The 21084-nt window shown below is 57.4% G+C and carries 33 protein-coding genes; 32 read left to right on the top strand and 1 reads right to left on the bottom strand.

Annotated elements, in window-relative coordinates; all coding sequences use genetic code 11:
- Nucleotides 1-162: 162 nt before the first annotated feature.
- The 30 genes from rpsJ (at nt 163) to bfr (ending at nt 16090) form a co-directional block, all read left to right on the top strand.
- Nucleotides 163-474: a 30S ribosomal protein S10 gene (gene rpsJ, locus ACF8FB_RS10020; RefSeq protein ID WP_003186070.1), complete on the top strand. Its 312-nt coding sequence runs from the start codon at nt 163-165 to the stop codon at nt 472-474.
- 80 nt (nt 475-554) lie between these two features.
- Nucleotides 555-1190: a 50S ribosomal protein L3 gene (rplC, locus tag ACF8FB_RS10015; RefSeq protein ID WP_003255486.1), complete on the top strand. Its 636-nt coding sequence runs from the start codon at nt 555-557 to the stop codon at nt 1188-1190.
- Nucleotides 1191-1202: 12 nt separating this feature from the next.
- Complete coding sequence (rplD, locus tag ACF8FB_RS10010) at nt 1203-1805, top strand: 50S ribosomal protein L4 (protein WP_003255485.1); 603 nt, start codon at nt 1203-1205, stop codon at nt 1803-1805.
- Nucleotides 1802-2101, top strand: a complete 300-nt coding sequence (rplW, locus tag ACF8FB_RS10005; RefSeq protein ID WP_003255484.1) for a 50S ribosomal protein L23 — start codon at nt 1802-1804, stop codon at nt 2099-2101. The genes rplD and rplW overlap by 4 nt, the downstream gene beginning before the upstream one ends.
- A gap of 14 nt (nt 2102-2115) precedes the next feature.
- Nucleotides 2116-2940, top strand: coding sequence for a 50S ribosomal protein L2 (rplB, locus tag ACF8FB_RS10000; protein WP_003255483.1), 825 nt, complete (start codon nt 2116-2118; stop codon nt 2938-2940).
- Nucleotides 2941-2956: 16 nt separating this feature from the next.
- The gene (rpsS, locus tag ACF8FB_RS09995; RefSeq protein WP_003255482.1) at nt 2957-3232 is read left to right on the top strand and encodes a 30S ribosomal protein S19; all 276 of its coding nucleotides are present in this window, start codon (nt 2957-2959) and stop codon (nt 3230-3232) included.
- An 11-nt stretch (nt 3233-3243) separates the two neighbouring features.
- Nucleotides 3244-3576 carry a 50S ribosomal protein L22 gene (rplV, locus tag ACF8FB_RS09990; RefSeq protein WP_003103908.1) on the top strand — a complete coding sequence of 111 codons (333 nt, stop codon included), beginning with the start codon at nt 3244-3246 and terminating at the stop codon, nt 3574-3576.
- Between the two features lie 13 nt (nt 3577-3589).
- Nucleotides 3590-4276, top strand: a complete 687-nt coding sequence (gene rpsC / locus ACF8FB_RS09985; protein ID WP_003255481.1) for a 30S ribosomal protein S3 — start codon at nt 3590-3592, stop codon at nt 4274-4276.
- A gap of 12 nt (nt 4277-4288) precedes the next feature.
- Nucleotides 4289-4702 (top strand): 50S ribosomal protein L16, encoded by a 414-nt coding sequence (gene rplP, locus ACF8FB_RS09980; RefSeq protein WP_003255479.1) that lies wholly within the window; start codon nt 4289-4291, stop codon nt 4700-4702.
- Entirely contained in the window at nt 4702-4893 is a 192-nt protein-coding gene (gene rpmC / locus ACF8FB_RS09975) for a 50S ribosomal protein L29 (protein ID WP_002555481.1), read from the top strand. The genes rplP and rpmC overlap by 1 nt, the downstream gene beginning before the upstream one ends.
- Before the next feature lie 2 nt (nt 4894-4895).
- Nucleotides 4896-5162: a 30S ribosomal protein S17 gene (gene rpsQ, locus ACF8FB_RS09970; RefSeq protein WP_003255478.1), complete on the top strand. Its 267-nt coding sequence runs from the start codon at nt 4896-4898 to the stop codon at nt 5160-5162.
- A 23-nt stretch (nt 5163-5185) separates the two neighbouring features.
- Nucleotides 5186-5554, top strand: a complete 369-nt coding sequence (gene rplN / locus ACF8FB_RS09965) for a 50S ribosomal protein L14 (RefSeq protein ID WP_002555479.1) — start codon at nt 5186-5188, stop codon at nt 5552-5554.
- A gap of 11 nt (nt 5555-5565) precedes the next feature.
- Nucleotides 5566-5880, top strand: a complete 315-nt coding sequence (gene rplX / locus ACF8FB_RS09960; protein WP_003255476.1) for a 50S ribosomal protein L24 — start codon at nt 5566-5568, stop codon at nt 5878-5880.
- 20 nt (nt 5881-5900) lie between these two features.
- A complete protein-coding gene (gene rplE, locus ACF8FB_RS09955) occupies nt 5901-6440 on the top strand; it encodes a 50S ribosomal protein L5 (RefSeq protein WP_003255474.1) in 540 nt (179 codons plus the stop codon).
- A 13-nt stretch (nt 6441-6453) separates the two neighbouring features.
- The gene (gene rpsN / locus ACF8FB_RS09950) at nt 6454-6759 is read left to right on the top strand and encodes a 30S ribosomal protein S14 (protein ID WP_003255472.1); all 306 of its coding nucleotides are present in this window, start codon (nt 6454-6456) and stop codon (nt 6757-6759) included.
- A gap of 208 nt (nt 6760-6967) precedes the next feature.
- Nucleotides 6968-7360 (top strand): 30S ribosomal protein S8, encoded by a 393-nt coding sequence (gene rpsH / locus ACF8FB_RS09945; protein WP_350298349.1) that lies wholly within the window; start codon nt 6968-6970, stop codon nt 7358-7360.
- A 12-nt stretch (nt 7361-7372) separates the two neighbouring features.
- Nucleotides 7373-7906 carry a 50S ribosomal protein L6 gene (gene rplF, locus ACF8FB_RS09940; RefSeq protein WP_003255469.1) on the top strand — a complete coding sequence of 178 codons (534 nt, stop codon included), beginning with the start codon at nt 7373-7375 and terminating at the stop codon, nt 7904-7906.
- Nucleotides 7907-7916: 10 nt separating this feature from the next.
- Nucleotides 7917-8267: a 50S ribosomal protein L18 gene (gene rplR / locus ACF8FB_RS09935; protein ID WP_003255467.1), complete on the top strand. Its 351-nt coding sequence runs from the start codon at nt 7917-7919 to the stop codon at nt 8265-8267.
- A gap of 3 nt (nt 8268-8270) precedes the next feature.
- The gene (gene rpsE / locus ACF8FB_RS09930) at nt 8271-8771 is read left to right on the top strand and encodes a 30S ribosomal protein S5 (RefSeq protein WP_003255465.1); all 501 of its coding nucleotides are present in this window, start codon (nt 8271-8273) and stop codon (nt 8769-8771) included.
- A 2-nt stretch (nt 8772-8773) separates the two neighbouring features.
- Entirely contained in the window at nt 8774-8950 is a 177-nt protein-coding gene (rpmD, locus tag ACF8FB_RS09925; RefSeq protein ID WP_003255463.1) for a 50S ribosomal protein L30, read from the top strand.
- A 3-nt stretch (nt 8951-8953) separates the two neighbouring features.
- Complete coding sequence (gene rplO, locus ACF8FB_RS09920) at nt 8954-9388, top strand: 50S ribosomal protein L15 (RefSeq protein WP_003255461.1); 435 nt, start codon at nt 8954-8956, stop codon at nt 9386-9388.
- Nucleotides 9389-10720: a preprotein translocase subunit SecY gene (gene secY / locus ACF8FB_RS09915; RefSeq protein ID WP_010951776.1), complete on the top strand. Its 1332-nt coding sequence runs from the start codon at nt 9389-9391 to the stop codon at nt 10718-10720.
- A 28-nt stretch (nt 10721-10748) separates the two neighbouring features.
- Nucleotides 10749-10865 (top strand): 50S ribosomal protein L36, encoded by a 117-nt coding sequence (rpmJ, locus tag ACF8FB_RS09910; protein ID WP_002555468.1) that lies wholly within the window; start codon nt 10749-10751, stop codon nt 10863-10865.
- A gap of 131 nt (nt 10866-10996) precedes the next feature.
- The gene (gene rpsM, locus ACF8FB_RS09905; RefSeq protein ID WP_003255457.1) at nt 10997-11353 is read left to right on the top strand and encodes a 30S ribosomal protein S13; all 357 of its coding nucleotides are present in this window, start codon (nt 10997-10999) and stop codon (nt 11351-11353) included.
- Nucleotides 11354-11371: 18 nt separating this feature from the next.
- A complete protein-coding gene (gene rpsK / locus ACF8FB_RS09900) occupies nt 11372-11761 on the top strand; it encodes a 30S ribosomal protein S11 (RefSeq protein ID WP_003255454.1) in 390 nt (129 codons plus the stop codon).
- 15 nt (nt 11762-11776) lie between these two features.
- On the top strand, nt 11777-12397 hold the full coding sequence (rpsD, locus tag ACF8FB_RS09895) for a 30S ribosomal protein S4 (RefSeq protein ID WP_003255453.1): 621 nt from the start codon (nt 11777-11779) through the stop codon (nt 12395-12397).
- Between the two features lie 22 nt (nt 12398-12419).
- Nucleotides 12420-13421 carry a DNA-directed RNA polymerase subunit alpha gene (locus ACF8FB_RS09890; protein WP_003255452.1) on the top strand — a complete coding sequence of 334 codons (1002 nt, stop codon included), beginning with the start codon at nt 12420-12422 and terminating at the stop codon, nt 13419-13421.
- Between the two features lie 42 nt (nt 13422-13463).
- Nucleotides 13464-13850, top strand: coding sequence for a 50S ribosomal protein L17 (gene rplQ / locus ACF8FB_RS09885; RefSeq protein ID WP_003255451.1), 387 nt, complete (start codon nt 13464-13466; stop codon nt 13848-13850).
- A 172-nt stretch (nt 13851-14022) separates the two neighbouring features.
- Nucleotides 14023-15462, top strand: a complete 1440-nt coding sequence (locus ACF8FB_RS09880) for a catalase (protein WP_010951777.1) — start codon at nt 14023-14025, stop codon at nt 15460-15462.
- Between the two features lie 163 nt (nt 15463-15625).
- The gene (gene bfr, locus ACF8FB_RS09875; protein ID WP_003255449.1) at nt 15626-16090 is read left to right on the top strand and encodes a bacterioferritin; all 465 of its coding nucleotides are present in this window, start codon (nt 15626-15628) and stop codon (nt 16088-16090) included.
- A gap of 72 nt (nt 16091-16162) precedes the next feature.
- Here bfr and uvrA read toward each other — a convergent pair whose 3' ends face one another.
- Entirely contained in the window at nt 16163-18997 is a 2835-nt protein-coding gene (gene uvrA, locus ACF8FB_RS09870) for an excinuclease ABC subunit UvrA (protein WP_010951778.1), read from the bottom strand.
- A 129-nt stretch (nt 18998-19126) separates the two neighbouring features.
- Between uvrA and ACF8FB_RS09865 the strand changes: the two genes are divergently transcribed.
- Nucleotides 19127-20521: an MFS transporter gene (locus ACF8FB_RS09865; RefSeq protein WP_010951779.1), complete on the top strand. Its 1395-nt coding sequence runs from the start codon at nt 19127-19129 to the stop codon at nt 20519-20521.
- Between the two features lie 9 nt (nt 20522-20530).
- A complete protein-coding gene (locus ACF8FB_RS09860; protein WP_003255446.1) occupies nt 20531-21076 on the top strand; it encodes a single-stranded DNA-binding protein in 546 nt (181 codons plus the stop codon).
- The last annotated feature ends 8 nt before the right edge of the window (nt 21077-21084 follow it).

The following is a 21084-nucleotide window of genomic DNA, read 5'->3' as shown; positions in this document are numbered from 1 at the left end:
GTGGCCAAAATCATCGAGTAATCACTCGACCGATTGAAAAAACCCCCGCTCAGCGGGGGTTTTTTTTATTGGGTTGACACTAATTGGGGGCGTCTATAGAATCACGCCTCCTTTTAGCGGGCGTAGTGCGTCCGTTGGGAACAGCCTGGAGTCTGAAATCCAATGCAAAATCAGCAAATCCGTATCAGGTTGAAGGCTTTCGACCATCGCCTGATCGACCAATCCACCCAGGAAATCGTGGAAACCGCGAAACGTACTGGTGCACAAGTGCGTGGTCCAATTCCACTGCCTACCCGCAAAGAGCGTTTCACCGTTCTGGTCTCCCCGCACGTCAACAAAGACGCGCGTGACCAGTACGAGATTCGCACTCATAAGCGTGTTCTGGACATCGTCCAGCCAACGGATAAAACCGTTGACGCGCTGATGAAGCTTGATCTGGCGGCAGGTGTGGAAGTACAGATCAGCCTCGGCTAAGACTTCGGTCTAGTCGTGTAACGCTCTGAAATGGGCGGCCATAGCGGGTGAAAGCCCCGTACACTCATGAGGTTTACAACATGACTATTGGTGTAATCGGTCGCAAGTGCGGTATGACCCGCATTTTCACCGAAGAAGGTGTCTCCATTCCGGTCACGGTCATTGAGATCGAGCCGAATCGCGTCACCCAGTTCAAAACTGAAGAAACCGATGGCTACCGTGCAGTGCAAGTCACTGTCGGCGAGCGTCGTGCTTCGCGTGTGACTGCCGCTCAGGCAGGCCACTTCGCCAAGGCCAACGTTGCCGCTGGTCGCGGTGTTTGGGAGTTCCGTCTTGAAGAAGGCGATTTCCAGGCTGGCGATCTGATCAAAGCTGAACTCTTCACTGCAGGCCAGCTGGTAGACGTTACTGGTCAGTCCAAAGGTAAAGGCTTCGCCGGTACCATCAAGCGCTGGAACTTCCGTGGTCAGGACAACACCCACGGTAACTCCGTGTCGCACCGTGTTCCTGGTTCCATCGGCCAGTGCCAGACTCCTGGTCGTGTGTTCAAGGGCAAGAAAATGTCCGGTCACATGGGCGCCGAGCGCGTGACTGTTCAGTCCCTGGAAGTAGTTCGCGTAGACGCTGAACGCAACCTGCTGCTGATCAAGGGTGCCGTACCTGGCGCTACTGGCGGCGACGTGGTTGTACGTCCAGCTGTCAAGGCTCGCGGTTAAGGGGAAACTGACATGCAACTTAATGTAAATGACGCTCAGGCGATCGAAGTTTCCGAACTGACTTTCGGTGGCGAATTCAACGAGACGCTGGTTCACCAAGCAGTCGTGGCCTACATGGCCGGCGGCCGTCAGGGCACCAAGCAGCAGAAGACCCGTTCCGACGTGGCTGGTGGCGGTAAGCGCCCATGGCGTCAGAAGGGTACTGGCCGTGCTCGTGCTGGTACCACTCGTGGTCCGATCTGGCGTGGCGGTGGTGTAACCTTCGCAGCTCGCCCTCAAGATCACTCGCAAAAGCTCAACAAGAAGATGTATCGCGCAGCTCTGCGCTCCATCCTCGCTGAGCTGGTGCGTAGCGACCGTCTGGTCGTGGTTCAGGACTTCGCTGTTGAAGCACCGAAAACCAAAGATCTGCTGAACAAGCTGAACGGCATGGGTCTGAGCGATGTACTGATCGTTTCCGACGCTGTTGATCAGAACCTGTACCTGGCTGCTCGTAACCTGCCGCACGTCGACGTACGTGACGTACAAGGTTCCGACCCGGTCAGTCTGATCGCATACGAGAAAGTGTTGATCACTGTCTCGGCCGTGAAGAAATTCGAGGAGCTGCTGGGATGAACCAGGAACGCGTATTCAAAGTCCTCCTTGGCCCGCACGTTTCCGAGAAGGCTACCGTTCTGGCTGAGAAAAAAGGCCAGTTCGTATTCAAGGTTGCTACTGATGCAACCAAGCTGGAAATCAAGAAAGCTGTCGAAGGCCTGTTCAACGTAAAAGTTGAAAACGTGTCGACTGTTAACGTTCTGGGTAAAACCAAGCGTACCGCACGTGGTCTGGGCAAGCGTAATGACTGGAAGAAGGCGATCGTCTCCCTTCAGCCAGGCCAAGATCTCGATTTCAGCAGCAGTGCTGAGTAAGGAAGGGGTGCATCATGGCAATCGTTAAATGCAAACCGACTTCCCCTGGCCGCCGTTTCGTGGTCAAGGTGGTCAACAAGGAGCTGCACAAAGGCGCTCCTCACGCACCGCTGATCGAGAAAAAATCGAAGTCTGGTGGTCGTAACAACAATGGCCGCATTACCACTCGTCACGTTGGTGGTGGTCACAAGCAGCATTACCGTCTGGTCGACTTCCGTCGCAACGACAAAGATGGCATTCCAGCCACTGTCGAGCGTATCGAATACGATCCAAACCGTACTGCTCACATCGCCCTGCTGTGCTACGCAGACGGTGAGCGTCGCTACATCATCGCGCCTAAAGGCGTGAGCGCTGGCGACCAGCTGATCGCAGGTGCCCTGGCCCCAATCAAGGCCGGTAACTCCCTGCAGCTGCGCAACATTCCAGTAGGTAGCACCATTCACGGCATCGAACTGAAGCCGGGTAAAGGTGCTCAGATCGCTCGTTCCGCTGGTGCTTCGGCTCAGCTGATCGCTCGCGAAGGTGTCTACGTGACCCTGCGTCTGCGCTCTGGTGAAATGCGTAAAGTCCTGGCTGAGTGCCGTGCGACCCTGGGCGAAGTCTCGAACTCCGAGCACAGCCTGCGTTCGCTGGGTAAAGCTGGTGCCAAACGCTGGCGCGGCGTTCGCCCAACCGTTCGTGGTGTTGCCATGAACCCGGTTGACCACCCACACGGTGGTGGTGAAGGTCGTACCTCCGGTGGTCGTCATCCGGTATCGCCATGGGGCTTCCCAACCAAGGGTGCTAAAACCCGTGGTAATAAGCGTACCGACAACATGATCGTCCGTCGTCGCAAGTAACTAGAGGGATACGACAGTGCCACGTTCTCTGAAAAAAGGTCCTTTTATCGATCTTCACCTGTTGAAGAAGGTCGAAGTGGCGGTGGAGAAGAACGATCGCAAGCCAGTTAAAACCTGGTCGCGCCGTTCGATGATCCTGCCACAAATGGTCGGTCTGACCATCGCGGTTCACAACGGTCGCCAGCATGTTCCAGTTCTCGTGAACGAAGACATGGTCGGCCACAAACTGGGCGAGTTCGCCGGTACCCGCACCTATCGCGGGCACGTGGCTGACAAGAAAGCCAAGCGTTAAGGGGTAAGGAAATGGAAGTAGCCGCTAAGTTGTCGGGCGCTCGCATCTCCGCCCAGAAAGCCCGCTTGGTCGCCGACCAGATCCGCGGGAAGAAGGTGGGCGAAGCGCTCAACCTGTTGGCCTTCAGCAGCAAAAAAGCCGCTGAAATCATGAAGAAAGTCCTCGAGTCGGCCGTAGCCAACGCCGAACACAACGAAGGCGCAGACGTTGATGACCTGAAGGTCTCCACCGTCTTCGTCAACGAAGGGCGTTCGCTGAAGCGCATCATGCCACGTGCCAAAGGCCGTGCTGATCGCATCGTCAAGCGGTCTTGCCATATCACTGTCAAGGTTGCGGACAAGTAACGGAGTCGATCAGATGGGTCAGAAAGTACATCCCACTGGCATTCGCCTGGGAATCGTCAAGGAGCACACCTCCGTCTGGTACGCAGACGGTGCTACTTACGCAGATTACCTGTTGAAGGATCTGAAAACGCGTGAGTACCTCCAAGACAAACTAAAAAGCGCGTCCGTAAGCCGTATCGATATTCATCGTCCGGCTCAAACTGCACGCATCACCATCCACACCGCTCGTCCCGGTATCGTTATCGGTAAGAAAGGTGAAGATGTCGAGAAGCTGCGTCAGGACCTGACCAAGCAGATGGGTGTGCCTGTGCACATCAACATCGAAGAGATCCGCAAGCCGGAACTCGACGCTATGCTGGTTGCGCAGAGCGTAGCTCAGCAGCTGGAACGCCGTGTAATGTTCCGTCGCGCCATGAAGCGCGCGGTACAGAACGCCATGCGTATTGGTGCCAAGGGCATCAAGATCCAGGTGAGCGGTCGTCTCGGCGGTGCTGAGATTGCTCGTACCGAGTGGTATCGCGAAGGTCGTGTGCCTCTGCACACCCTGCGTGCCGATATCGACTACAACACCTACGAAGCTCACACCACTTACGGTGTGATCGGTGTGAAGGTTTGGATCTTCAAAGGCGAAGTTATTGGTGGTCGCCAAGAAGAACTGAAACCACAAGCACCAGCGCCTCGTAAAAAAGCTGCTAAGTAAGGGGTACGCCAAATGTTGCAACCAAAGCGTACAAAATTCCGCAAGCAGATGACTGGCCACAACCGTGGTCTGGCACTGCGCGGTAGCAAAGTCAGCTTCGGCGAATTCGCCCTGAAAGCTGTTGCTCGCGGTCGCCTCACCGCTCGCCAGATCGAGTCCGCACGTCGTGCGCTGACCCGTCACGTTAAGCGTGGCGGTAAGATCTGGATCCGTGTGTTCCCGGACAAGCCGATCTCCAAAAAACCTCTTGAGGTTCGTATGGGTAAAGGTAAGGGCTCCGTGGAATACTGGGTTGCCCAGATTCAGCCAGGCAAAGTCCTGTACGAGATCGAGGGTGTTTCTGAAGAGCTGGCGCGCGAAGCTTTCGCCCTGGCTGCTGCAAAGCTGCCTCTCGCCACCTCCTTTGTTAAGCGGACGGTGATGTGATGAAAGCGAATGAACTTCGTGAAAAATCGGCACAGCAACTGAACGAGCAACTGCTCGGCTTGCTGCGCGACCAGTTCAATCTGCGTATGCAGAAAGCAACTGGCCAGTTGGGGCAGTCGCACCTGCTCTCGCAAGTTAAGCGTGACATCGCTCGCGTGAAAACTGTGCTCAACCAGCAGGCAGGTAAGTGATCATGGCTGAAGCTGAAAAAACCGTCCGTACGCTGACTGGCCGTGTCGTCAGCGACAAAATGGACAAGACCATCACCGTTCTGATCGAGCGTCGCGTAAAGCACCCGATCTACGGTAAATACGTTAAGCGTTCGACTAAGCTGCACGCGCACGACGAAGCCAACCAGTGCAAGATCGGCGACAAGGTTTCCATCCGTGAAACCCGTCCGCTGGCCAAGACCAAGTCCTGGGCACTGGTTGAAGTCCTCGAACGCGCTGTTGAAGTCTAAGGGCTAAGGGTCGGAGAAATTTTATGATTCAGACTCAATCCATGCTCGATGTGGCCGATAACAGCGGCGCTCGTCGCGTCATGTGCATCAAGGTACTCGGCGGTTCGCACCGCCGTTACGCCGGTATCGGTGACATCATCAAAGTAACCGTCAAGGAAGCAATTCCGCGCGGTAAGGTCAAAAAAGGCCAAGTGATGACCGCTGTCGTCGTACGTACCCGTCACGGTGTTCGTCGCGCTGACGGTTCCATCATTCGTTTCGACGGCAACGCTGCTGTTCTGCTGAACAACAAGCAAGAGCCGATCGGCACTCGCATCTTCGGGCCAGTGACCCGTGAACTTCGTACTGAGAAGTTCATGAAGATCGTCTCGCTCGCCCCTGAAGTGCTGTAAGGAGATCCGACATGCAAAAGATTCGTCGTGACGACGAGATCATCGTGATCGCCGGCAAAGACAAAGGTAAGCGCGGTAAGGTGCTGAAGGTTCTGGCTGATGACCGTCTGGTTATCGGTGGCGTGAACCTGGTCAAGCGTCATACCAAGCCTAACCCGATGGCGGGCGTACAGGGCGGTATCGTCGAGAAAGAAGCGCCTCTGCACGCTTCCAACGTTGCCATCTTCAACGGTGAAACCAACAAGGCTGACCGCGTTGGTTTCAAAGTAGAAGACGGTAAAAAAATTCGTGTCTTCAAGTCGACCCAAAAAGCGGTTGATGCTTGAACACTGCTAGGTAGAAGACCATGGCACGACTGAAAGAGATTTACCGGAACGAAATCGCTCCTAAGCTTAAGGAAGAACTTAAGCTGTCGAACGTGATGGAAGTTCCGCGCGTTACCAAGATCACCCTGAACATGGGTCTGGGCGAAGCGATCGGCGACAAGAAAGTCATCGAGCACGCTGTTGCTGACCTGGAAAAGATCACCGGTCAAAAGCCGGTCGTGACTTTCGCTCGCAAATCCATCGCTGGCTTCAAAGTCCGCGAAGGCTGGCCGATCGGCGTCAAGGTGACCCTGCGTAGCGACAAGATGTACGAATTCCTGGACCGCCTGCTGGCGATCTCCCTGCCTCGGGTTCGCGACTTCCGCGGCCTGAATGCCAAGTCCTTCGATGGTCGTGGCAACTACAGCATGGGCGTGAAAGAGCAGATCATCTTCCCGGAAATCGACTACGACAAGATCGATGCTCTGCGCGGTTTGGACATCACCCTGACCACCACTGCTCGTTCGGACGACGAAGGCCGCGCTCTGCTGCGTGCTTTCAAGTTCCCGTTCCGCAACTGATTGGAGTAGGAAAATGGCCAAGAAGAGCATGAAAAACCGCGAGCTGAAGCGTCAGCTCACGGTAGCAAAGTTCGCTAAGAAGCGTGCTGAGCTGAAAGCGACCATCGTCAACCTGAACGCCTCTCCAGAAGAGCGTTTCGCTGCCGTTGTCGCTCTGCAGAAGCAGCCACGCGACGCTAGCGCCTCGCGCCTGCGCAACCGTTGCCGCCTGACCGGTCGTCCTCACGGTGTATACCGTAAGTTTGGCCTGGGCCGTAACATGCTGCGTCAAGCTGCAATGCGCGGTGACGTACCAGGTCTGGTCAAGGCCTCCTGGTAATCGCTGCAGGCAAGGCGCGGGTGGAAGGGGAGCAATCTTCCGACCGCCGGTGACCTTGCCAACAAACAAGCCCCTATATGGGGCTTGTTTCGTTTCTGCCTTGTGTCTAGAATGACCGGCTCACCTGAGCCTGGGTTTTTGCCCAAACGGTTCGGGTGGTTGTCATAGCCGCAAGGCTAATAATTCTTGTATCAGGAGCATCTAGCCCATGAGTATGCAGGACCCGTTAGCGGACATGCTAACTCGCATCCGTAATGCCCAGATGGCTGAAAAGTCCGTCGTAAGCATGCCTTCCTCTACCCTGAAGGTCGCGGTTGCCAAAGTTCTGAAGGACGAAGGTTACATCGCTGGCTACCAGGTAACTGGTGAGGTCAAGCCTTCCCTGTCGATCGAACTGAAGTACTTCGAAGGCCGTCCGGTCATCGAGGAACTGAAGCGCTCCAGCCGTCCAGGCCTGCGCCAGTACAAGGCCGTCACCGATCTGCCGAAAGTACGTGGCGGTCTGGGCGTGTCTATCGTCTCCACCAACAAAGGTGTGATGACTGATCGCGCTGCGCGCGCTGCCGGTGTCGGCGGCGAAGTTCTGTGCACAGTGTTCTAAGGGGGGATAGACATGTCTCGCGTCGCTAAGAACCCCGTTAAGCTGCCATCCGGTGTCGAAGTCAAATTCGCCGGTCAGCAGCTTTCGGTGAAGGGTGCCAAAGGTACTCTCGAACTGAACGTTCACTCGTCTGTTGAAGTTACCGAAGAGTCTGGTGAGCTGCGTTTCGTCGCTCGCAATGGTGACCAGCAAGCTCGTGCCATGGCCGGTACCACCCGCGCTCTGGTCAACAACATGGTCCAAGGCGTAAGCCAAGGCTTCGAGCGCAAGCTCCAGCTGGTCGGTGTTGGTTACAAGGCACAGGCTAAAGGCACCGTCCTGAACCTGGCCCTGGGCTTCTCTCACCCAGTGGACTACGAACTGCCAGCCGGTATCACCGCTGAAACACCTAGCCAGACCGACATCCTGATCAAGGGTATCGACAAGCAGCTGGTAGGTCAGGTGGCCGCTGAAATCCGCGACTTCCGTCCGCCAGAGCCTTACAAAGGTAAAGGTGTGCGTTACGCGGACGAAGTAGTCCGTCGTAAAGAAGCCAAGAAGAAGTAGGGCCTAGTAAATGACCGACAAAAAAGTTATTCGACTGCGTCGCGCTCGCAAAGCACGTCTCAAGATGCACGAACTCGAAGTCGTGCGCCTGTGCGTGTTCCGCTCCTCGCAGCACATCTACGCCCAGGTCATTTCGGCCGACGGCAGCAAGGTTCTGGCAAGCGCCTCGACCTTGGACAAAGACCTGCGTGATGGCGCCACTGGCAACATCGACGCGGCCACTAAGGTTGGCAAGCTGGTAGCTGAGCGTGCGAAAGCCGCCGGTGTATCTCAAGTTGCCTTTGACCGTTCCGGCTTCAAGTACCATGGCCGCGTCAAAGCGCTGGCTGATGCTGCTCGTGAAGGCGGGCTGGAGTTCTAAGTTATGGCAAATAACGATCAAAAGCGCGACGAAGGCTACATCGAGAAGCTGGTTCAAGTTAACCGCGTTGCCAAAACCGTAAAAGGCGGCCGTATCTTCACCTTCACCGCGCTGACCGTGGTTGGTGATGGTAAAGGTCGTGTTGGCTTCGGCCGTGGCAAGTCGCGCGAAGTACCAGCCGCGATCCAGAAAGCCATGGAAGCTGCTCGCCGCAACATGATCCAGGTTGACCTGAAGGGCACCACCCTGCAGTACGCCACCAAGGCTGCCCACGGCGCCTCGAAGGTTTACATGCAGCCTGCCTCGGAAGGTACCGGTATCATCGCCGGTGGCGCAATGCGTGCTGTCCTGGAAGTTGCTGGTGTTCAGAACGTTCTGGCCAAGTGCTACGGTTCGACCAACCCAGTGAACGTGGTTTACGCCACCTTCAAGGGTCTGAAAGCCATGCAATCTCCTGAATCCATTGCCGCCAAGCGTGGCAAGAGCGTCGAGGAGATCTTCTGATCATGGCAACCGTAAAAGTAACGCTGATCAAGAGCGTCTCGGGCCGTCTGCCTAACCACAAGCTGTGTGTTAAAGGCCTGGGTCTGCGTCGCATCGGTCACACTGTAGAAGTCCAGGATACTCCCGAGAACCGCGGGATGATCAACAAGGCTTACTACATGCTGAAGGTCGAGGGCTAATCGATGAAACTCAATGATCTGAGTCCAGCGCCGGGTTCCCGTCGCGAGAAGCATCGTCCAGGTCGTGGTATCGGTAGCGGTCTGGGTAAGACCGGCGGCCGTGGCCACAAAGGTCAGACTTCCCGTTCGGGTGGTTCGATCGCTCCTGGCTTCGAAGGCGGTCAACAGCCGCTGCACCGTCGCCTGCCGAAGTTCGGCTTCGTTTCCCTGAAAGCCATGGACCGCGCTGAAGTGCGTCTGTCCGAGCTGGCCAAAGTGGAAGGCGACGTGATCTCCGTGCAATCCCTGAAGGATGCCAACGTGATCAACCAGCACATTCAGCGTGTGAAAATCATGCTGTCTGGCGAAGTTACTCGCGCAGTCACCATCAAGGGTATCGCAGCCACCAAGGGTGCGCGTGCGGCTATCGAAGCAGCTGGCGGCAAATTCGAGGAATAAATGGCTAAGCAAGGTGCTCTCTCTTCGCTCGGTAAGGGCGGGATGTCGGAACTCTGGGCTCGTCTGCGCTTTCTGTTCATGGCGATCATCGTCTATCGGATAGGTGCGCATATCCCGGTTCCCGGCATCAATCCGGACCGTCTGGCGGATCTGTTTCGGCAGAATGAGGGGACCATTCTTAGCTTGTTCAACATGTTTTCCGGTGGCGCGCTCGAGCGCATGAGCATCTTTGCACTGGGGATCATGCCGTACATTTCGGCATCGATCATCATGCAGTTGATGACGGCGGTCAGCCCGCAACTGGAGCAGTTGAAGAAGGAAGGTGAAGCTGGCCGTCGCAAGATCAGCCAGTACACCCGCTACGGCACCGTTATCCTGGCACTGGTCCAAGCCATTGGCATGTCCATTGGCCTGGCCAACCAGGGCGTGGCGTTTTCTGTAGGCCTGGGCTTCCATATCGTCGCTGTTTCCACTTTCGTGGCAGGCGCGATGTTCATGATGTGGCTGGGCGAGCAGATCACCGAGCGCGGTGTGGGCAACGGTATCTCGATGTTGATTTTCGCGGGTATCGTTGCCGGTCTTCCGAGAGCAATCGGGCAGTCTTTCGAGTCTGCACGCACAGGCGATATCAACATTTTCGCCCTGGTCGCCATCGGTCTGCTGGCAGTAGCGATTATCGGTTTTGTGGTGTTCATTGAGCGTGGTCAGCGTCGTATCGCCGTTCATTACGCCAAGCGTCAGCAGGGCCGTAAGGTCTTCGCTGCGCAGACTAGCCACTTGCCGCTGAAAGTGAACATGGCGGGGGTTATCCCGGCTATTTTCGCGAGCAGCATTCTGCTGTTCCCGGCTTCGCTGGGTGCCTGGTTTGGTCAGTCCGAAGGTATGGGCTGGCTGCAGGACATCTCGCAGTCGATCGCTCCTGGTCAGCCGTTGAACATTCTGCTGTTTAGTGCAGGGATCATTTTCTTCTGCTTCTTCTACACAGCGTTGATGTTCAACCCGAAAGACGTAGCGGAAAACCTGAAGAAGTCCGGTGCCTTTATTCCGGGTATCCGTCCTGGTGAGCAGTCGGCACGCTACATTGATGGCGTTCTGACCCGTTTGACCATGTTCGGTGCTCTTTACATGATGGCCGTCTGCCTTCTGCCCCAGTTCCTGGTGGTGGCAGCAAATGTGCCGTTCTACCTTGGCGGGACCTCGTTGCTGATTGTGGTAGTGGTTGTGATGGACTTCATGTCCCAAGTACAATCGCACCTCGTTTCGCACCAGTACGAATCCCTGATGAAGAAAGCCAACCTGAAAGGCTACGGTGGCAGCGGTTTGCTGCGCTGATACGCCCCTAAGGTTCGAGGAGTCGGTAATGAAAGTTCGTGCATCGGTGAAAAAGCTGTGCCGTAACTGCAAGATCATCCGTCGCGAAGGCGTCGTACGAGTGATCTGCAGCGCGGAACCGCGTCACAAACAGCGCCAAGGCTGATTGTGATCTGCGCTTCAAACCCAGCAGCTAGTGTGCTGCTGGGTTGATTATTCGTTTCTACAGCGATATTATCTCGCGCCCTATTTCTTGGCTTCCGGGGCGTAGGTAGCTGTCAATTGGAGTCCCACTGAATGGCCCGTATTGCAGGCGTCAACATTCCAGATAACAAGCATACTGTTATCTCGCTGACCTACATCTATGGTGTCGGTCGCACAACTGCACAGAAGATTTGTGCAGACGCTGGTGTAAACCCAGCCGCTAAGATCAAGGATCTGAGCGACGAGCAAATCGAAACCCTGCGTGGCGAAGTCGCGAAGTTCACCACCGAAGGTGACCTGCGTCGTGACATCAACATGAAGATCAAGCGCTTGATGGACCTGGGTTGCTACCGCGGCCTGCGTCATCGTAAAGGTCTGCCGGTTCGCGGTCAGCGCACCAAGACCAACGCACGCACCCGTAAGGGCCCGCGTAAGCCGATCCGCAAGTAATCGCCCAGGAATATAGACATGGCAAAACCTGCTGCTCGTCCTCGTAAGAAAGTCAAAAAGACAGTGGTTGATGGCATCGCCCACATCCATGCTTCTTTCAACAACACCATCGTGACCATCACCGACCGTCAGGGCAATGCTTTGTCCTGGGCGACCTCCGGTGGTTCGGGTTTCCGTGGTTCGCGCAAATCCACCCCGTTCGCAGCTCAGATCGCTGCTGAGCGTGCTGGTCAAGCTGCGCTGGAATACGGTCTGAAGAACCTCGACGTTAACGTCAAGGGTCCAGGTCCAGGTCGTGAGTCCGCCGTTCGTGCATTGAACAGCTGCGGCTACAAGATCGCCAGCATCACCGACGTGACGCCAATCCCGCACAACGGGTGCCGTCCGCCGAAGAAGCGTCGCGTGTAATCAGGAGACAGAAGAATGGCACGTTACATTGGTCCAAAATGCAAACTGTCTCGTCGTGAAGGCACTGATCTTTTCCTGAAGAGCGGCGTTCGCGCTCTGGAATCGAAGTGCAATATCGAAGCAGCCCCAGGTATCCACGGCCAGCGCCGTGGCCGTCAGTCCGACTACGGCACCCAGCTGCGTGAGAAACAAAAAGTCCGTCGTATCTACGGTGTTCTGGAGCGTCAGTTCCGCGGTTACTACCAAGCTGCTGCCTCGAAAAAAGGCGCAACCGGTGAGAACCTGCTGCAACTGCTCGAGTGCCGTCTGGATAACGTCGTTTACCGTATGGGCTTCGGCTCGACTCGTTCCGAGTCCCGTCAGCTGGTTTCGCACAAAGCGATCAGCGTCAACGGTAAGACTGTAAACATTCCATCCTACCAAGTTCGTCCGGGTGACGTGGTCGCAGTCCGCGAGAAATCGCTGGGCCAGTTGCGCATTGTTCAAGCCCTTGAACTGTGCGCCCAGCGTGGCCGCGTTGAGTGGGTTGACGTGGATGCTGCTAAAAAGTCGGGCGTTTTCAAGAACGTTCCTGCTCGCAGCGACCTGTCTGCCGACATCAACGAAAACCTGATTGTCGAGCTCTACTCCAAGTAAGGGCTAGAAAATAGGTGCATCCATGCAGATTTCGGTAAATGAGTTCCTGACTCCCCGCCACATTGATGTGCAGGTAGTCAGTCCGACCCGCGCCAAAATTACGCTCGAGCCTCTCGAGCGTGGTTTCGGCCATACCCTGGGCAACGCGCTGCGCCGCATCCTGTTGTCCTCCATGCCTGGCTGTGCAGTAGTCGAGGCCGAGATCGATGGCGTACTCCATGAGTACTCCGCGATCGAAGGTGTTCAGGAAGACGTAATTGAAATCCTGTTGAACCTGAAAGGTCTCGCTATCAAACTGCATGGTCGTGACGAAGTTACGCTGACCTTGTCGAAAAAGGGTTCGGGGGTGGTTACCGCTGCCGATATTCAGCTGGATCACGATGTCGAGATCGTCAACCCCGATCACGTAATCGCGAACCTGGCGTCGAACGGCGCTCTGAACATGAAGCTCACTGTAGCTCGTGGTCGTGGTTACGAGCCGGCCGACTCCCGTCAAACCGACGAAGACGAAAGCCGTAGCATTGGCCGTCTGCAGTTGGACGCCTCCTTCAGCCCGGTGCGTCGTATCGCCTATGTGGTCGAGAACGCCCGTGTTGAACAGCGTACCAACCTGGACAAACTGGTCATTGATCTGGAAACCAACGGCACCCTGGATCCTGAAGAGGCTATCCGCCGCGCTGCGACCATTCTGCAACAGCAGTTGGCCGCGTTCGTCGACCTCAAAGGTGACAGCGAGCCTGTCGTAGTCGAGCAGGAAGACGAGATCGATCCGATCCTGCTGCGTCCGGTTGACGACCTGGAACTGACTGTACGTTCGGCCAACTGCCTCAAGGCGGAGAACATCTACTACATCGGCGACCTGATTCAGCGTACCGAAGTAGAGCTGTTGAAGACTCCTAACCTGGGTAAGAAGTCCCTGACTGAAATCAAGGACGTTCTGGCCTCTCGTGGTCTGTCTCTCGGCATGCGCCTCGACAACTGGCCGCCTGCAAGTCTTAAGAAAGACGACAAGGCGACCGCCTGATCGTCGTAATCACCGAACGTAGTGTTTGGTAAGGAATGAATCATGCGTCATCGTAAAAGTGGACGTCACCTGAGCCGTACCAGCTCTCACCGCAAGGCTATGTTCCAGAACATGGCAGTGTCGCTGATCGAGCACGAGCTGATCAAAACCACCCTGCCGAAAGCCAAGGAACTGCGCCGCGTTGCCGAGCCGCTGATCACCCTGGCCAAGGAAGACAGCGTTGCTAACCGTCGTCTGGCCTTCGACCGTACCCGTTCGAAGTCCGCTGTTGGCAAACTGTTCAACGACCTGGGCAAGCGTTACGCCACCCGTCAGGGCGGCTACCTGCGCATCCTGAAGTGCGGTTTCCGCGCTGGCGACAACGCGCCTATGGCGTATGTCGAGCTGGTTGATCGTCCGGTCGGCGGTGCTGTAGAAGCTGCTGAGTAAGACGTTCTGTCTGCTACAGAAAACCGGGCCTAGTGCCCGGTTTTTTGTTTATACATCTATTGTTTATTTCTATTGATGTAAGTCATGTAATGAATTTGTCCCTGTAATCTTGCTCGTCAATACTCTCTCTACAGCCGATTAGCCGGCCCTTGAAGACCGAAATGGAGAGCCCATGAGCAAGATTCTCACCACCGCTAGCGGTGCACCTGTAGCCGACAACCAGAACTCCCGCTCCGCCGGCCCGCGCGGTCCGCTGCTGCTCGACGACTTCCACCTGATCGAGAAGCTCGCCCATTTCAACCGCGAGAACATTCCTGAGCGCCGCGTCCATGCCAAAGGGTCGGGCGCCTACGGTACCTTTACCGTTACTCACGATATCACCGGCTATACCAGCGCCAAGCTGTTCGAAGAGGTCGGTAAACAAACCGAGACTTTCTTACGCTTCTCCACCGTTGGTGGTGAGCGCGGTTCGGCTGATACCGAGCGTGACCCGCGCGGCTTCGCGGTGAAGTTCTACACCGAGGAAGGCAACTGGGACATTGTCGGTAACAACACTCCAGTATTCTTCATTCGCGACCCACTTAAGTTCCCGGACTTTATCCACACCCAGAAGCGCCACCCGCAGTCCAACCTGAAGAATGCTCAGATGATGTGGGACTTCTGGTCGCACTCTCCAGAAGCGCTGCATCAGGTCACCATCCTGTTTTCCGATCGTGGCATTCCGGACGGCTACCGTCACATGCATGGCTTTGGCAGCCACACCTACAGCCTGATCAATGCAAAGGGTGAGCGCACTTGGGTCAAGTGGCACTTCAAGACCCAGCAAGGCATCAAGAACCTCACCCCGGCAGACGCTGCACGCCTGGCAGGTACCGACCCGGACTACGCTCAGCGCGACCTCTTCGAGGCCATCGAGCGTGGCGACTACCCGCGCTGGACTGTCTGCATTCAGGTGATGAGCGAAGCCGAGGCTGCCAGCCGCGACGAGAACCCATTCGACGTGACCAAGACCTGGTCGCAGAAGGATTATCCACTCATCGAGGTGGGTGTGCTGGAGCTCAACCGTAACCCGCTCAACTATTTTGCGGAGGTCGAGCAGGCCGCGTTCGGGCCGAGCAATATGGTGCCCGGCGTCGGTCTTTCGCCGGACCGCATGCTGCAAGGCCGTGTATTCGCCTACGCCGACGCGCACCGCTATCGCGTGGGGACCAACCACCAGCAATTGCCAGTCAACGCGCCACGCTGCCCGGTGAACAGCTACCAGCGTGATGGCTCGATGGCCACCGGCAGTTACGGTAGTGCACCGAACTACGAGCCAAACAGCTACAGCGATGCCCCGAAACAGTCGCCACGTCATGCTGAGCCAGCATTGGCCATGAATGGTTCGGCTGATCGCTACGATCACCGCGAGGATACCGACTACTTCAGCCATGCCGGCGCTTTGTTCCGTTTGATGAACGATGAGCAGAAGGCCCTGCTGATCAGTAACATCGCCGGTACCATGGCGGGCGTCAGCGAAGATGTCATTCAGCGTCAGCTACAGTACTTCTTCAAGGCGGATCCGGCTTACGGCGAAGGGATTGCAAAGGCTTTGGGCATCAATCTCGCCTAAGTCGAAGTGATAAGAAGAACCGCCCTCATTTGGGCGGTTTTTCAATGAATATCACTACTGTTTAACCGATTTTTTGCGTCTGATTGCGCGTTTTTCAGTGACCATAGACAAAAGCTGGTTCACACTATGTGGCATAGACGTTTTCACATGGAGAATCAGGGCGATGCAAGGCCACCCGGATGTAATCAACTATCTCGTCACGCTGCTGAAGGGCGAACTGGCGGCACGCGACCAGTACTTCATTCATTCGCGCATGTACGAAGACTGGGGCCTGTCCAAGCTCTACGAGCGCATCAACCACGAGATGGAGGAAGAGACGCAGCACGCCGATGCCCTGATGCGTCGTATCCTCATGCTCGAAGGCACCCCTGACATGCGTGCGGATGACCTGGAGGTTGGTAGCACCGTGCCGGAAATGATCGAGGCAGACCTCAAGCTCGAATACAAGGTGCGCGGTGCGCTTTGCAAAGGCATCGAGCTGTGCGAACTGCACAAGGACTACGTCAGTCGTGACATCCTGCGTGCGCAGCTGGCCGACACCGAAGAAGATCACACCTACTGGCTTGAGAAGCAGCAGGGCCTGATCAAGGCCATCGGGCTGGAAAACTACCTGCAGTCGCAGATGTAAGTTATCCACAGACTCAAGTAAAAGCCCCTGGCACCATCGGTACCAGGGGCTTTTTCATTGCGCCGGCAATACTCAGGCCCTATCCCGCTCCAGCAATGGTTTCAGGTAATGGCCGGTATATGACTGCTTCATCTCGCTCAGCTCTTCTGGTGTACCGCAGGCAATGATCTGCCCACCCTTGGAACCGCCCTCAGGCCCCAGGTCAACCAGCCAGTCGGCAGTCTTGATCACATCCAGGTTATGCTCGATCACCACCACGGTATTGCCGTGGTCGCGCAGGCGATGCAATACGTCCAGCAGTTGCTGGATATCGGCAAAGTGCAGGCCGGTGGTAGGTTCGTCGAGGATGTACAAGGTCTTGCCGGTATCGCGCTTGGACAGTTCGCGCGACAGCTTTACCCGCTGCGCCTCACCGCCGGACAACGTGGTCGCTGATTGCCCCAGTTTGATGTACGACAGGCCCACATCCATCAATGTTTGCAGCTTGCGCGCCAGCGCCGGCACCGCATCGAAGAACTCGCGGGCATCCTCGATGGTCATTTCCAGCACCTCGTGGATGTTCTTGCCCTTGTACTTGATCTCCAGGGTTTCGCGGTTGTAGCGCTTGCTCTTGCACACGTCACACGGCACGTAGATGTCCGGTAGGAAGTGCATTTCCACCTTGATCAGGCCATCGCCCTGGCAGGCCTCGCAACGGCCACCCTTGACGTTGAACGAGAAACGCCCCGGGCCATAACCACGCGAGCGTGACTCCGGGACACCGGAGAACAGCTCGCGGATCGGCGTGAAGATGCCGGTGTAGGTGGCCGGGTTGGAGCGTGGTGTGCGGCCGATCGGGCTCTGGTCGATATCCACCACCTTGTCCAGGTGCTGCAGGCCGTCCATGCTGCTGTGCGGTGCGGCTTCCAGGCTGCTTGCGCCATTGAGGGCGGTGGCGGCCAAGGGGTAAAGGGTATTGTTGATCAGCGTCGATTTACCCGAGCCGGATACACCAGTCACGCAGGTCAGCAGGCCGATCGGTACTTCCAGGTCGACGTTCTGCAGGTTGTTGCCACGTGCGCCCTTGAGCTTGAGCTGCAGCTTCTTGTTGCGCGGCGTGCGCTTGGCCGGCACGACGATCTTCTTGCGCCCGGACAGGTACTTGCCAGTCAGCGAATCGGGATGGTCCATGACCTCCTGGGGCGAGCCCTCGGCGACAATCTGCCCACCGTGAACACCGGCGCCCGGGCCGATATCGACCACGTAGTCGGCCAGCCGAATGGCGTCCTCGTCGTGTTCCACCACGATCACCGTGTTGCCCAGGTCGCGCAAATGGTTGAGGGTGGCCAACAGGCGGTCGTTGTCGCGTTGATGAAGGCCGATGGACGGTTCATCGAGGATGTACATCACCCCCACCAGACCAGCGCCGATCTGGCTGGCGAGTCGGATACGTTGCGCTTCACCGCCGGACAGGGTGTCGGCGCTACGATCCAGGGTCAGGTAGTCGAGACCGACATTGACCAGGAACTGAAGTCGTTCGCAGATTTCCTTGAGGATTTTTGCCGCGATTTCGCCACGCCGGCCAGTAAGGGTCAGTTGACCAAAGTAGTTGCTGGCTTCACCGATCGGCAAATTGGTTACCGCCGGCAGGGTTTTCTCGCCCACCCACACATGGCGCGCCTCGCGGCGCAGGCGCGTACCCCGGCAATCCGGGCACGGTTGCGTGCCAAGGAATTTGGCCAGTTCTTCACGCACGGTGGCCGATTCGGTTTCGCGGTAGCGGCGCTCAAGGTTCGGCACAATGCCTTCGAACGGGTGCGATCGCTTGACGATGTCGCCTCGGTCGTTGAGGTACTTGAAATCGACACTCTGCTTGCCGCTGCCCTGCAGGATCACTTTCTGGTGTTCGGCTGACAGCTCGCCGAAAGGCTCCTCCAGGCTGAAGCCGTAGTGCGCAGCCAACGAACCGAGCATCTGGAAGTAGTACACGTTACGCCGGTCCCAGCCGCGGATCGCGCCTTCGGCCAAGGTCAGTTCGGTGTTGACCAGGCGTTTGGTGTCGAAGAACTGCTTGACCCCCAGGCCGTCGCAGGTCGGGCAGGCGCCAGCCGGGTTGTTGAAGGAAAACAGCTTCGGTTCCAGCTCGCTGATCGCGTGGCCGCACACCGGACAGGCGAAGCGCGCGGAGAAGATCGTCTCTTCGCCTTGTTCGTCGTCCATCGGTGCCACCAGGGCAATACCGTCGGCCAGCTTCAACGCGGTCTCGAACGATTCGGCCAAGCGTTGTTGCAGGTCGGCGCGGACTTTGAAGCGGTCCACCACCACATCGATGCTGTGCTTCTTCTGTTTGTCCAGCTTGGGCAACTCATCGAGTTCGTAGAGCTTGCCGTTGACCCTGGCCCGCACGAAGCCCTGGGCGCGAAGCTCGTCAAACACCGCCAGGTGCTCGCCCTTGCGCTCGCGCACCACTGGCGCGAGCAGCATCAGCTTGCTGCCTTCCGGGCGCTCCAGCACCAGGTCGACCATCTGGCTGATCGTTTGCGCCTCCAGCGGGATATCGTGGTCCGGGCAGCGTGGAGTACCGACGCGGGCGTACAGCAGGCGCAGATAGTCGTAGATTTCGGTGATGGTGCCGACCGTGGAGCGCGGGTTGTGCGAGGTCGACTTCTGCTCGATCGAAATCGCCGGCGACAGGCCTTCGATGGTGTCGACGTCGGGCTTTTCCATCATCGACAGGAACTGCCGGGCGTAGGCCGACAGCGATTCCACATAGCGGCGCTGGCCTTCGGCGTACAAGGTATCGAACGCCAGGGACGACTTGCCGGAACCGGACAGGCCGGTGATCACGATCAACTTGTCCCGGGGCAGGGTCAGGTCGATGTTCTTCAGGTTGTGGGTACGTGCCCCACGAATCAGGATCTTGTCCACTGCGGCCTCGCTCGGCGGGCATAAACAAGGAAGTATACGGCGCGCCAGTATGACGCGGCAAAGCGTCGCGTAGATGCCGTCAAGCTGTCGGACTGATAGAATCGCCGCCGGTTCACACGAGGTTAATCCATGCACGACACCCACAACGAGCGCATGAGTGGCGGCGAAACCCGCGCCGCTGGCGGCCTTGCCTTGGTCTTTGCCTTTCGTATGCTGGGCATGTTCATGGTCTTGCCGGTACTGGCCACCTACGGCATGGACCTGGCTGGCGCCACGCCTGCCCTGATCGGCCTGGCCATTGGTGCCTATGGCCTGACCCAGGCGGTATTGCAGATCCCGTTCGGGATGATTTCCGACCGCATCGGTCGCCGGCCGGTGATTTATCTAGGGCTGGTGATCTTCGCCCTGGGCAGTGTACTGGCGGCCCAGGCCGACTCTATCTGGGGCGTGATTGCCGGGCGCATCCTGCAGGGCGCGGGGGCAATTTCTGCTGCGGTCATGGCACTGCTGTCGGACCTCACCCGCGAACAACACCGGACCAAGGCCATGGCCATGATCGGCATGAGCATCGGCCTGTCGTTTGCTGTCGCCATGGTCGTCGGTCCATTGCTGACAAGTGCCTTTGGTTTGTCAGGTTTGTTCCTGGTCACGGCTGGGCTTGCCCTGGTCGGCATTCTGTTGATCGCGTTTGTCGTGCCCAGCACCCACAGCATTTTGCAGCACCGCGAGTCGGGTGTGGCGCGCCAGGCCATCGGCCCGACCCTGCGCCATCCGGACCTTCTGCGCCTGGACGTCAGCATTTTCATCCTGCACGCCGTCCTCATGGCCAGCTTCGTTGCGCTGCCGCTGGCGTTCGTCGAGCGTGGCGGCCTGCCCAAGGAGCAGCATTGGTGGGTGTACCTGACCGCGCTGTTCATCTCATTTTTTGCAATGGTCCCGTTCATCATCTATGGCGAAAAAAAGCGCAAGATGAAACGTGTGTTGGCCGGCGCGGTCAGTGTCCTGCTGCTGACGGAGATATACTTCTGGGAGTGGGCTGACGGTTTGCGCGGACTGGTGATTGGCACCGTGGTATTCTTTACCGCATTCAACCTGCTGGAGGCTTCGCTGCCTTCTCTGGTGAGCAAGGTGTCGCCTGCCGGTGGCAAGGGGACGGCAATGGGGGTGTATTCCACCAGCCAGTTCCTCGGTGCAGCGTTAGGCGGGATTCTTGGCGGCTGGCTGTTCCAGCACGGCGGGCTGAACACGGTGTTCCTCGGTAGCGCGGTGCTGTGTGCTATCTGGCTGATCGTCGCCTTGCGCATGAACGAGCCGCCATATGTGACCAGCCTGCGCATGCCCTTGACGCCTGAGGCGGTCCGGGAAGCCGGCCTGACCGAGCGCCTGATGGCCGTGCCGGGTGTGACCGACGCTGTGGTGGTGGAAGAAGAAGCCGCCATCTATATCAAACTGGATACGAAAATTTTGGACCGTGCGACCCTCGAGCGACTGGTGAATCCAGCCTCTTCGGCGTGCGAAGCCTAGGAGAACGTTATGGCCCGTGGGGTTAACAAAGTCATTCTGGTCGGTACCTGTGGCCAGGATCCCGAAGTCCGCTACCTGCCCAACGGTAACGCCGTGACCAACCTGAGCCTGGCCACCAGCGAGCAGTGGACTGACAAGCAGTCGGGCCAGAAGGTCGAGCGTACCGAGTGGCACCGTGTGTCGCTGTTCGGCAAGGTTGCCGAAATCGCTGGCGAATACCTGCGCAAGGGTTCGCAGTGCTACATCGAAGGCAAGCTGCAGACCCGCGAGTGGGAAAAAGACGGCATCAAGCGCTACACCACCGAGATCATCGTCGATATCAACGGCACCATGCAGCTGCTCGGCGGTCGTCCGCAGGGCCAGCAGCAGGGCGGCGACCCGTACAACCAAGGTGGCGGCAATTATGGTGGTGGCCAGCAGCAACAGTACAACCAGGCACCGCCACGCCAGCAGGCCCAGCGCCCGCAACAGGCCCCTCAGCGCCCAGCGCCGCAACAGCCTGCGCCGCAGCCGGCGGCTGACTTCGACAGCTTCGATGACGATATTCCGTTCTGATCAGAGCG

Source organism: Pseudomonas sp. yb_2 (assembly GCF_043103905.1).
In the GTDB taxonomy this organism is placed as follows: Bacteria; Pseudomonadota; Gammaproteobacteria; order Pseudomonadales; family Pseudomonadaceae; genus Aquipseudomonas; species Aquipseudomonas alloputida.
Note: the sequence above shows the minus strand (reverse complement) of the source record. Positions and strands in the feature narration are given on the sequence as shown.

What these genes read in the sequence shown, in the direction of transcription:
- rpsJ (WP_003186070.1), top strand. Translation starts at nt 163, where the DNA reads ATGCAAAATCAGCAAATCCGTATCAGGTTGAAGGCTTTCGACCATCGC.
- ACF8FB_RS09890 (WP_003255452.1), top strand. Translation starts at nt 12,420, where the DNA reads ATGCAGATTTCGGTAAATGAGTTCCTGACTCCCCGCCACATTGATGTG.
- rpmJ (WP_002555468.1), top strand. Translation starts at nt 10,749, where the DNA reads ATGAAAGTTCGTGCATCGGTGAAAAAGCTGTGCCGTAACTGCAAGATC.
- rpsD (WP_003255453.1), top strand. Translation starts at nt 11,777, where the DNA reads ATGGCACGTTACATTGGTCCAAAATGCAAACTGTCTCGTCGTGAAGGC.
- rplO (WP_003255461.1), top strand. Translation starts at nt 8,954, where the DNA reads ATGAAACTCAATGATCTGAGTCCAGCGCCGGGTTCCCGTCGCGAGAAG.
- ACF8FB_RS09880 (WP_010951777.1), top strand. Translation starts at nt 14,023, where the DNA reads ATGAGCAAGATTCTCACCACCGCTAGCGGTGCACCTGTAGCCGACAAC.
- rplV (WP_003103908.1), top strand. Translation starts at nt 3,244, where the DNA reads ATGGAAGTAGCCGCTAAGTTGTCGGGCGCTCGCATCTCCGCCCAGAAA.
- rplN (WP_002555479.1), top strand. Translation starts at nt 5,186, where the DNA reads ATGATTCAGACTCAATCCATGCTCGATGTGGCCGATAACAGCGGCGCT.
- rplR (WP_003255467.1), top strand. Translation starts at nt 7,917, where the DNA reads ATGACCGACAAAAAAGTTATTCGACTGCGTCGCGCTCGCAAAGCACGT.
- ACF8FB_RS09865 (WP_010951779.1), top strand. Translation starts at nt 19,127, where the DNA reads ATGCACGACACCCACAACGAGCGCATGAGTGGCGGCGAAACCCGCGCC.
- secY (WP_010951776.1), top strand. Translation starts at nt 9,389, where the DNA reads ATGGCTAAGCAAGGTGCTCTCTCTTCGCTCGGTAAGGGCGGGATGTCG.
- rplD (WP_003255485.1), top strand. Translation starts at nt 1,203, where the DNA reads ATGCAACTTAATGTAAATGACGCTCAGGCGATCGAAGTTTCCGAACTG.
- rplW (WP_003255484.1), top strand. Translation starts at nt 1,802, where the DNA reads ATGAACCAGGAACGCGTATTCAAAGTCCTCCTTGGCCCGCACGTTTCC.
- rplQ (WP_003255451.1), top strand. Translation starts at nt 13,464, where the DNA reads ATGCGTCATCGTAAAAGTGGACGTCACCTGAGCCGTACCAGCTCTCAC.
- rpsQ (WP_003255478.1), top strand. Translation starts at nt 4,896, where the DNA reads ATGGCTGAAGCTGAAAAAACCGTCCGTACGCTGACTGGCCGTGTCGTC.
- rpsM (WP_003255457.1), top strand. Translation starts at nt 10,997, where the DNA reads ATGGCCCGTATTGCAGGCGTCAACATTCCAGATAACAAGCATACTGTT.
- rpmD (WP_003255463.1), top strand. Translation starts at nt 8,774, where the DNA reads ATGGCAACCGTAAAAGTAACGCTGATCAAGAGCGTCTCGGGCCGTCTG.
- bfr (WP_003255449.1), top strand. Translation starts at nt 15,626, where the DNA reads ATGCAAGGCCACCCGGATGTAATCAACTATCTCGTCACGCTGCTGAAG.
- rpsE (WP_003255465.1), top strand. Translation starts at nt 8,271, where the DNA reads ATGGCAAATAACGATCAAAAGCGCGACGAAGGCTACATCGAGAAGCTG.
- rplB (WP_003255483.1), top strand. Translation starts at nt 2,116, where the DNA reads ATGGCAATCGTTAAATGCAAACCGACTTCCCCTGGCCGCCGTTTCGTG.
- rpsC (WP_003255481.1), top strand. Translation starts at nt 3,590, where the DNA reads ATGGGTCAGAAAGTACATCCCACTGGCATTCGCCTGGGAATCGTCAAG.
- rpsK (WP_003255454.1), top strand. Translation starts at nt 11,372, where the DNA reads ATGGCAAAACCTGCTGCTCGTCCTCGTAAGAAAGTCAAAAAGACAGTG.
- rplF (WP_003255469.1), top strand. Translation starts at nt 7,373, where the DNA reads ATGTCTCGCGTCGCTAAGAACCCCGTTAAGCTGCCATCCGGTGTCGAA.
- rplC (WP_003255486.1), top strand. Translation starts at nt 555, where the DNA reads ATGACTATTGGTGTAATCGGTCGCAAGTGCGGTATGACCCGCATTTTC.
- rpsH (WP_350298349.1), top strand. Translation starts at nt 6,968, where the DNA reads ATGAGTATGCAGGACCCGTTAGCGGACATGCTAACTCGCATCCGTAAT.
- rplE (WP_003255474.1), top strand. Translation starts at nt 5,901, where the DNA reads ATGGCACGACTGAAAGAGATTTACCGGAACGAAATCGCTCCTAAGCTT.
- rplX (WP_003255476.1), top strand. Translation starts at nt 5,566, where the DNA reads ATGCAAAAGATTCGTCGTGACGACGAGATCATCGTGATCGCCGGCAAA.
- ACF8FB_RS09860 (WP_003255446.1), top strand. Translation starts at nt 20,531, where the DNA reads ATGGCCCGTGGGGTTAACAAAGTCATTCTGGTCGGTACCTGTGGCCAG.
- rpmC (WP_002555481.1), top strand. Translation starts at nt 4,702, where the DNA reads ATGAAAGCGAATGAACTTCGTGAAAAATCGGCACAGCAACTGAACGAG.
- rplP (WP_003255479.1), top strand. Translation starts at nt 4,289, where the DNA reads ATGTTGCAACCAAAGCGTACAAAATTCCGCAAGCAGATGACTGGCCAC.
- rpsN (WP_003255472.1), top strand. Translation starts at nt 6,454, where the DNA reads ATGGCCAAGAAGAGCATGAAAAACCGCGAGCTGAAGCGTCAGCTCACG.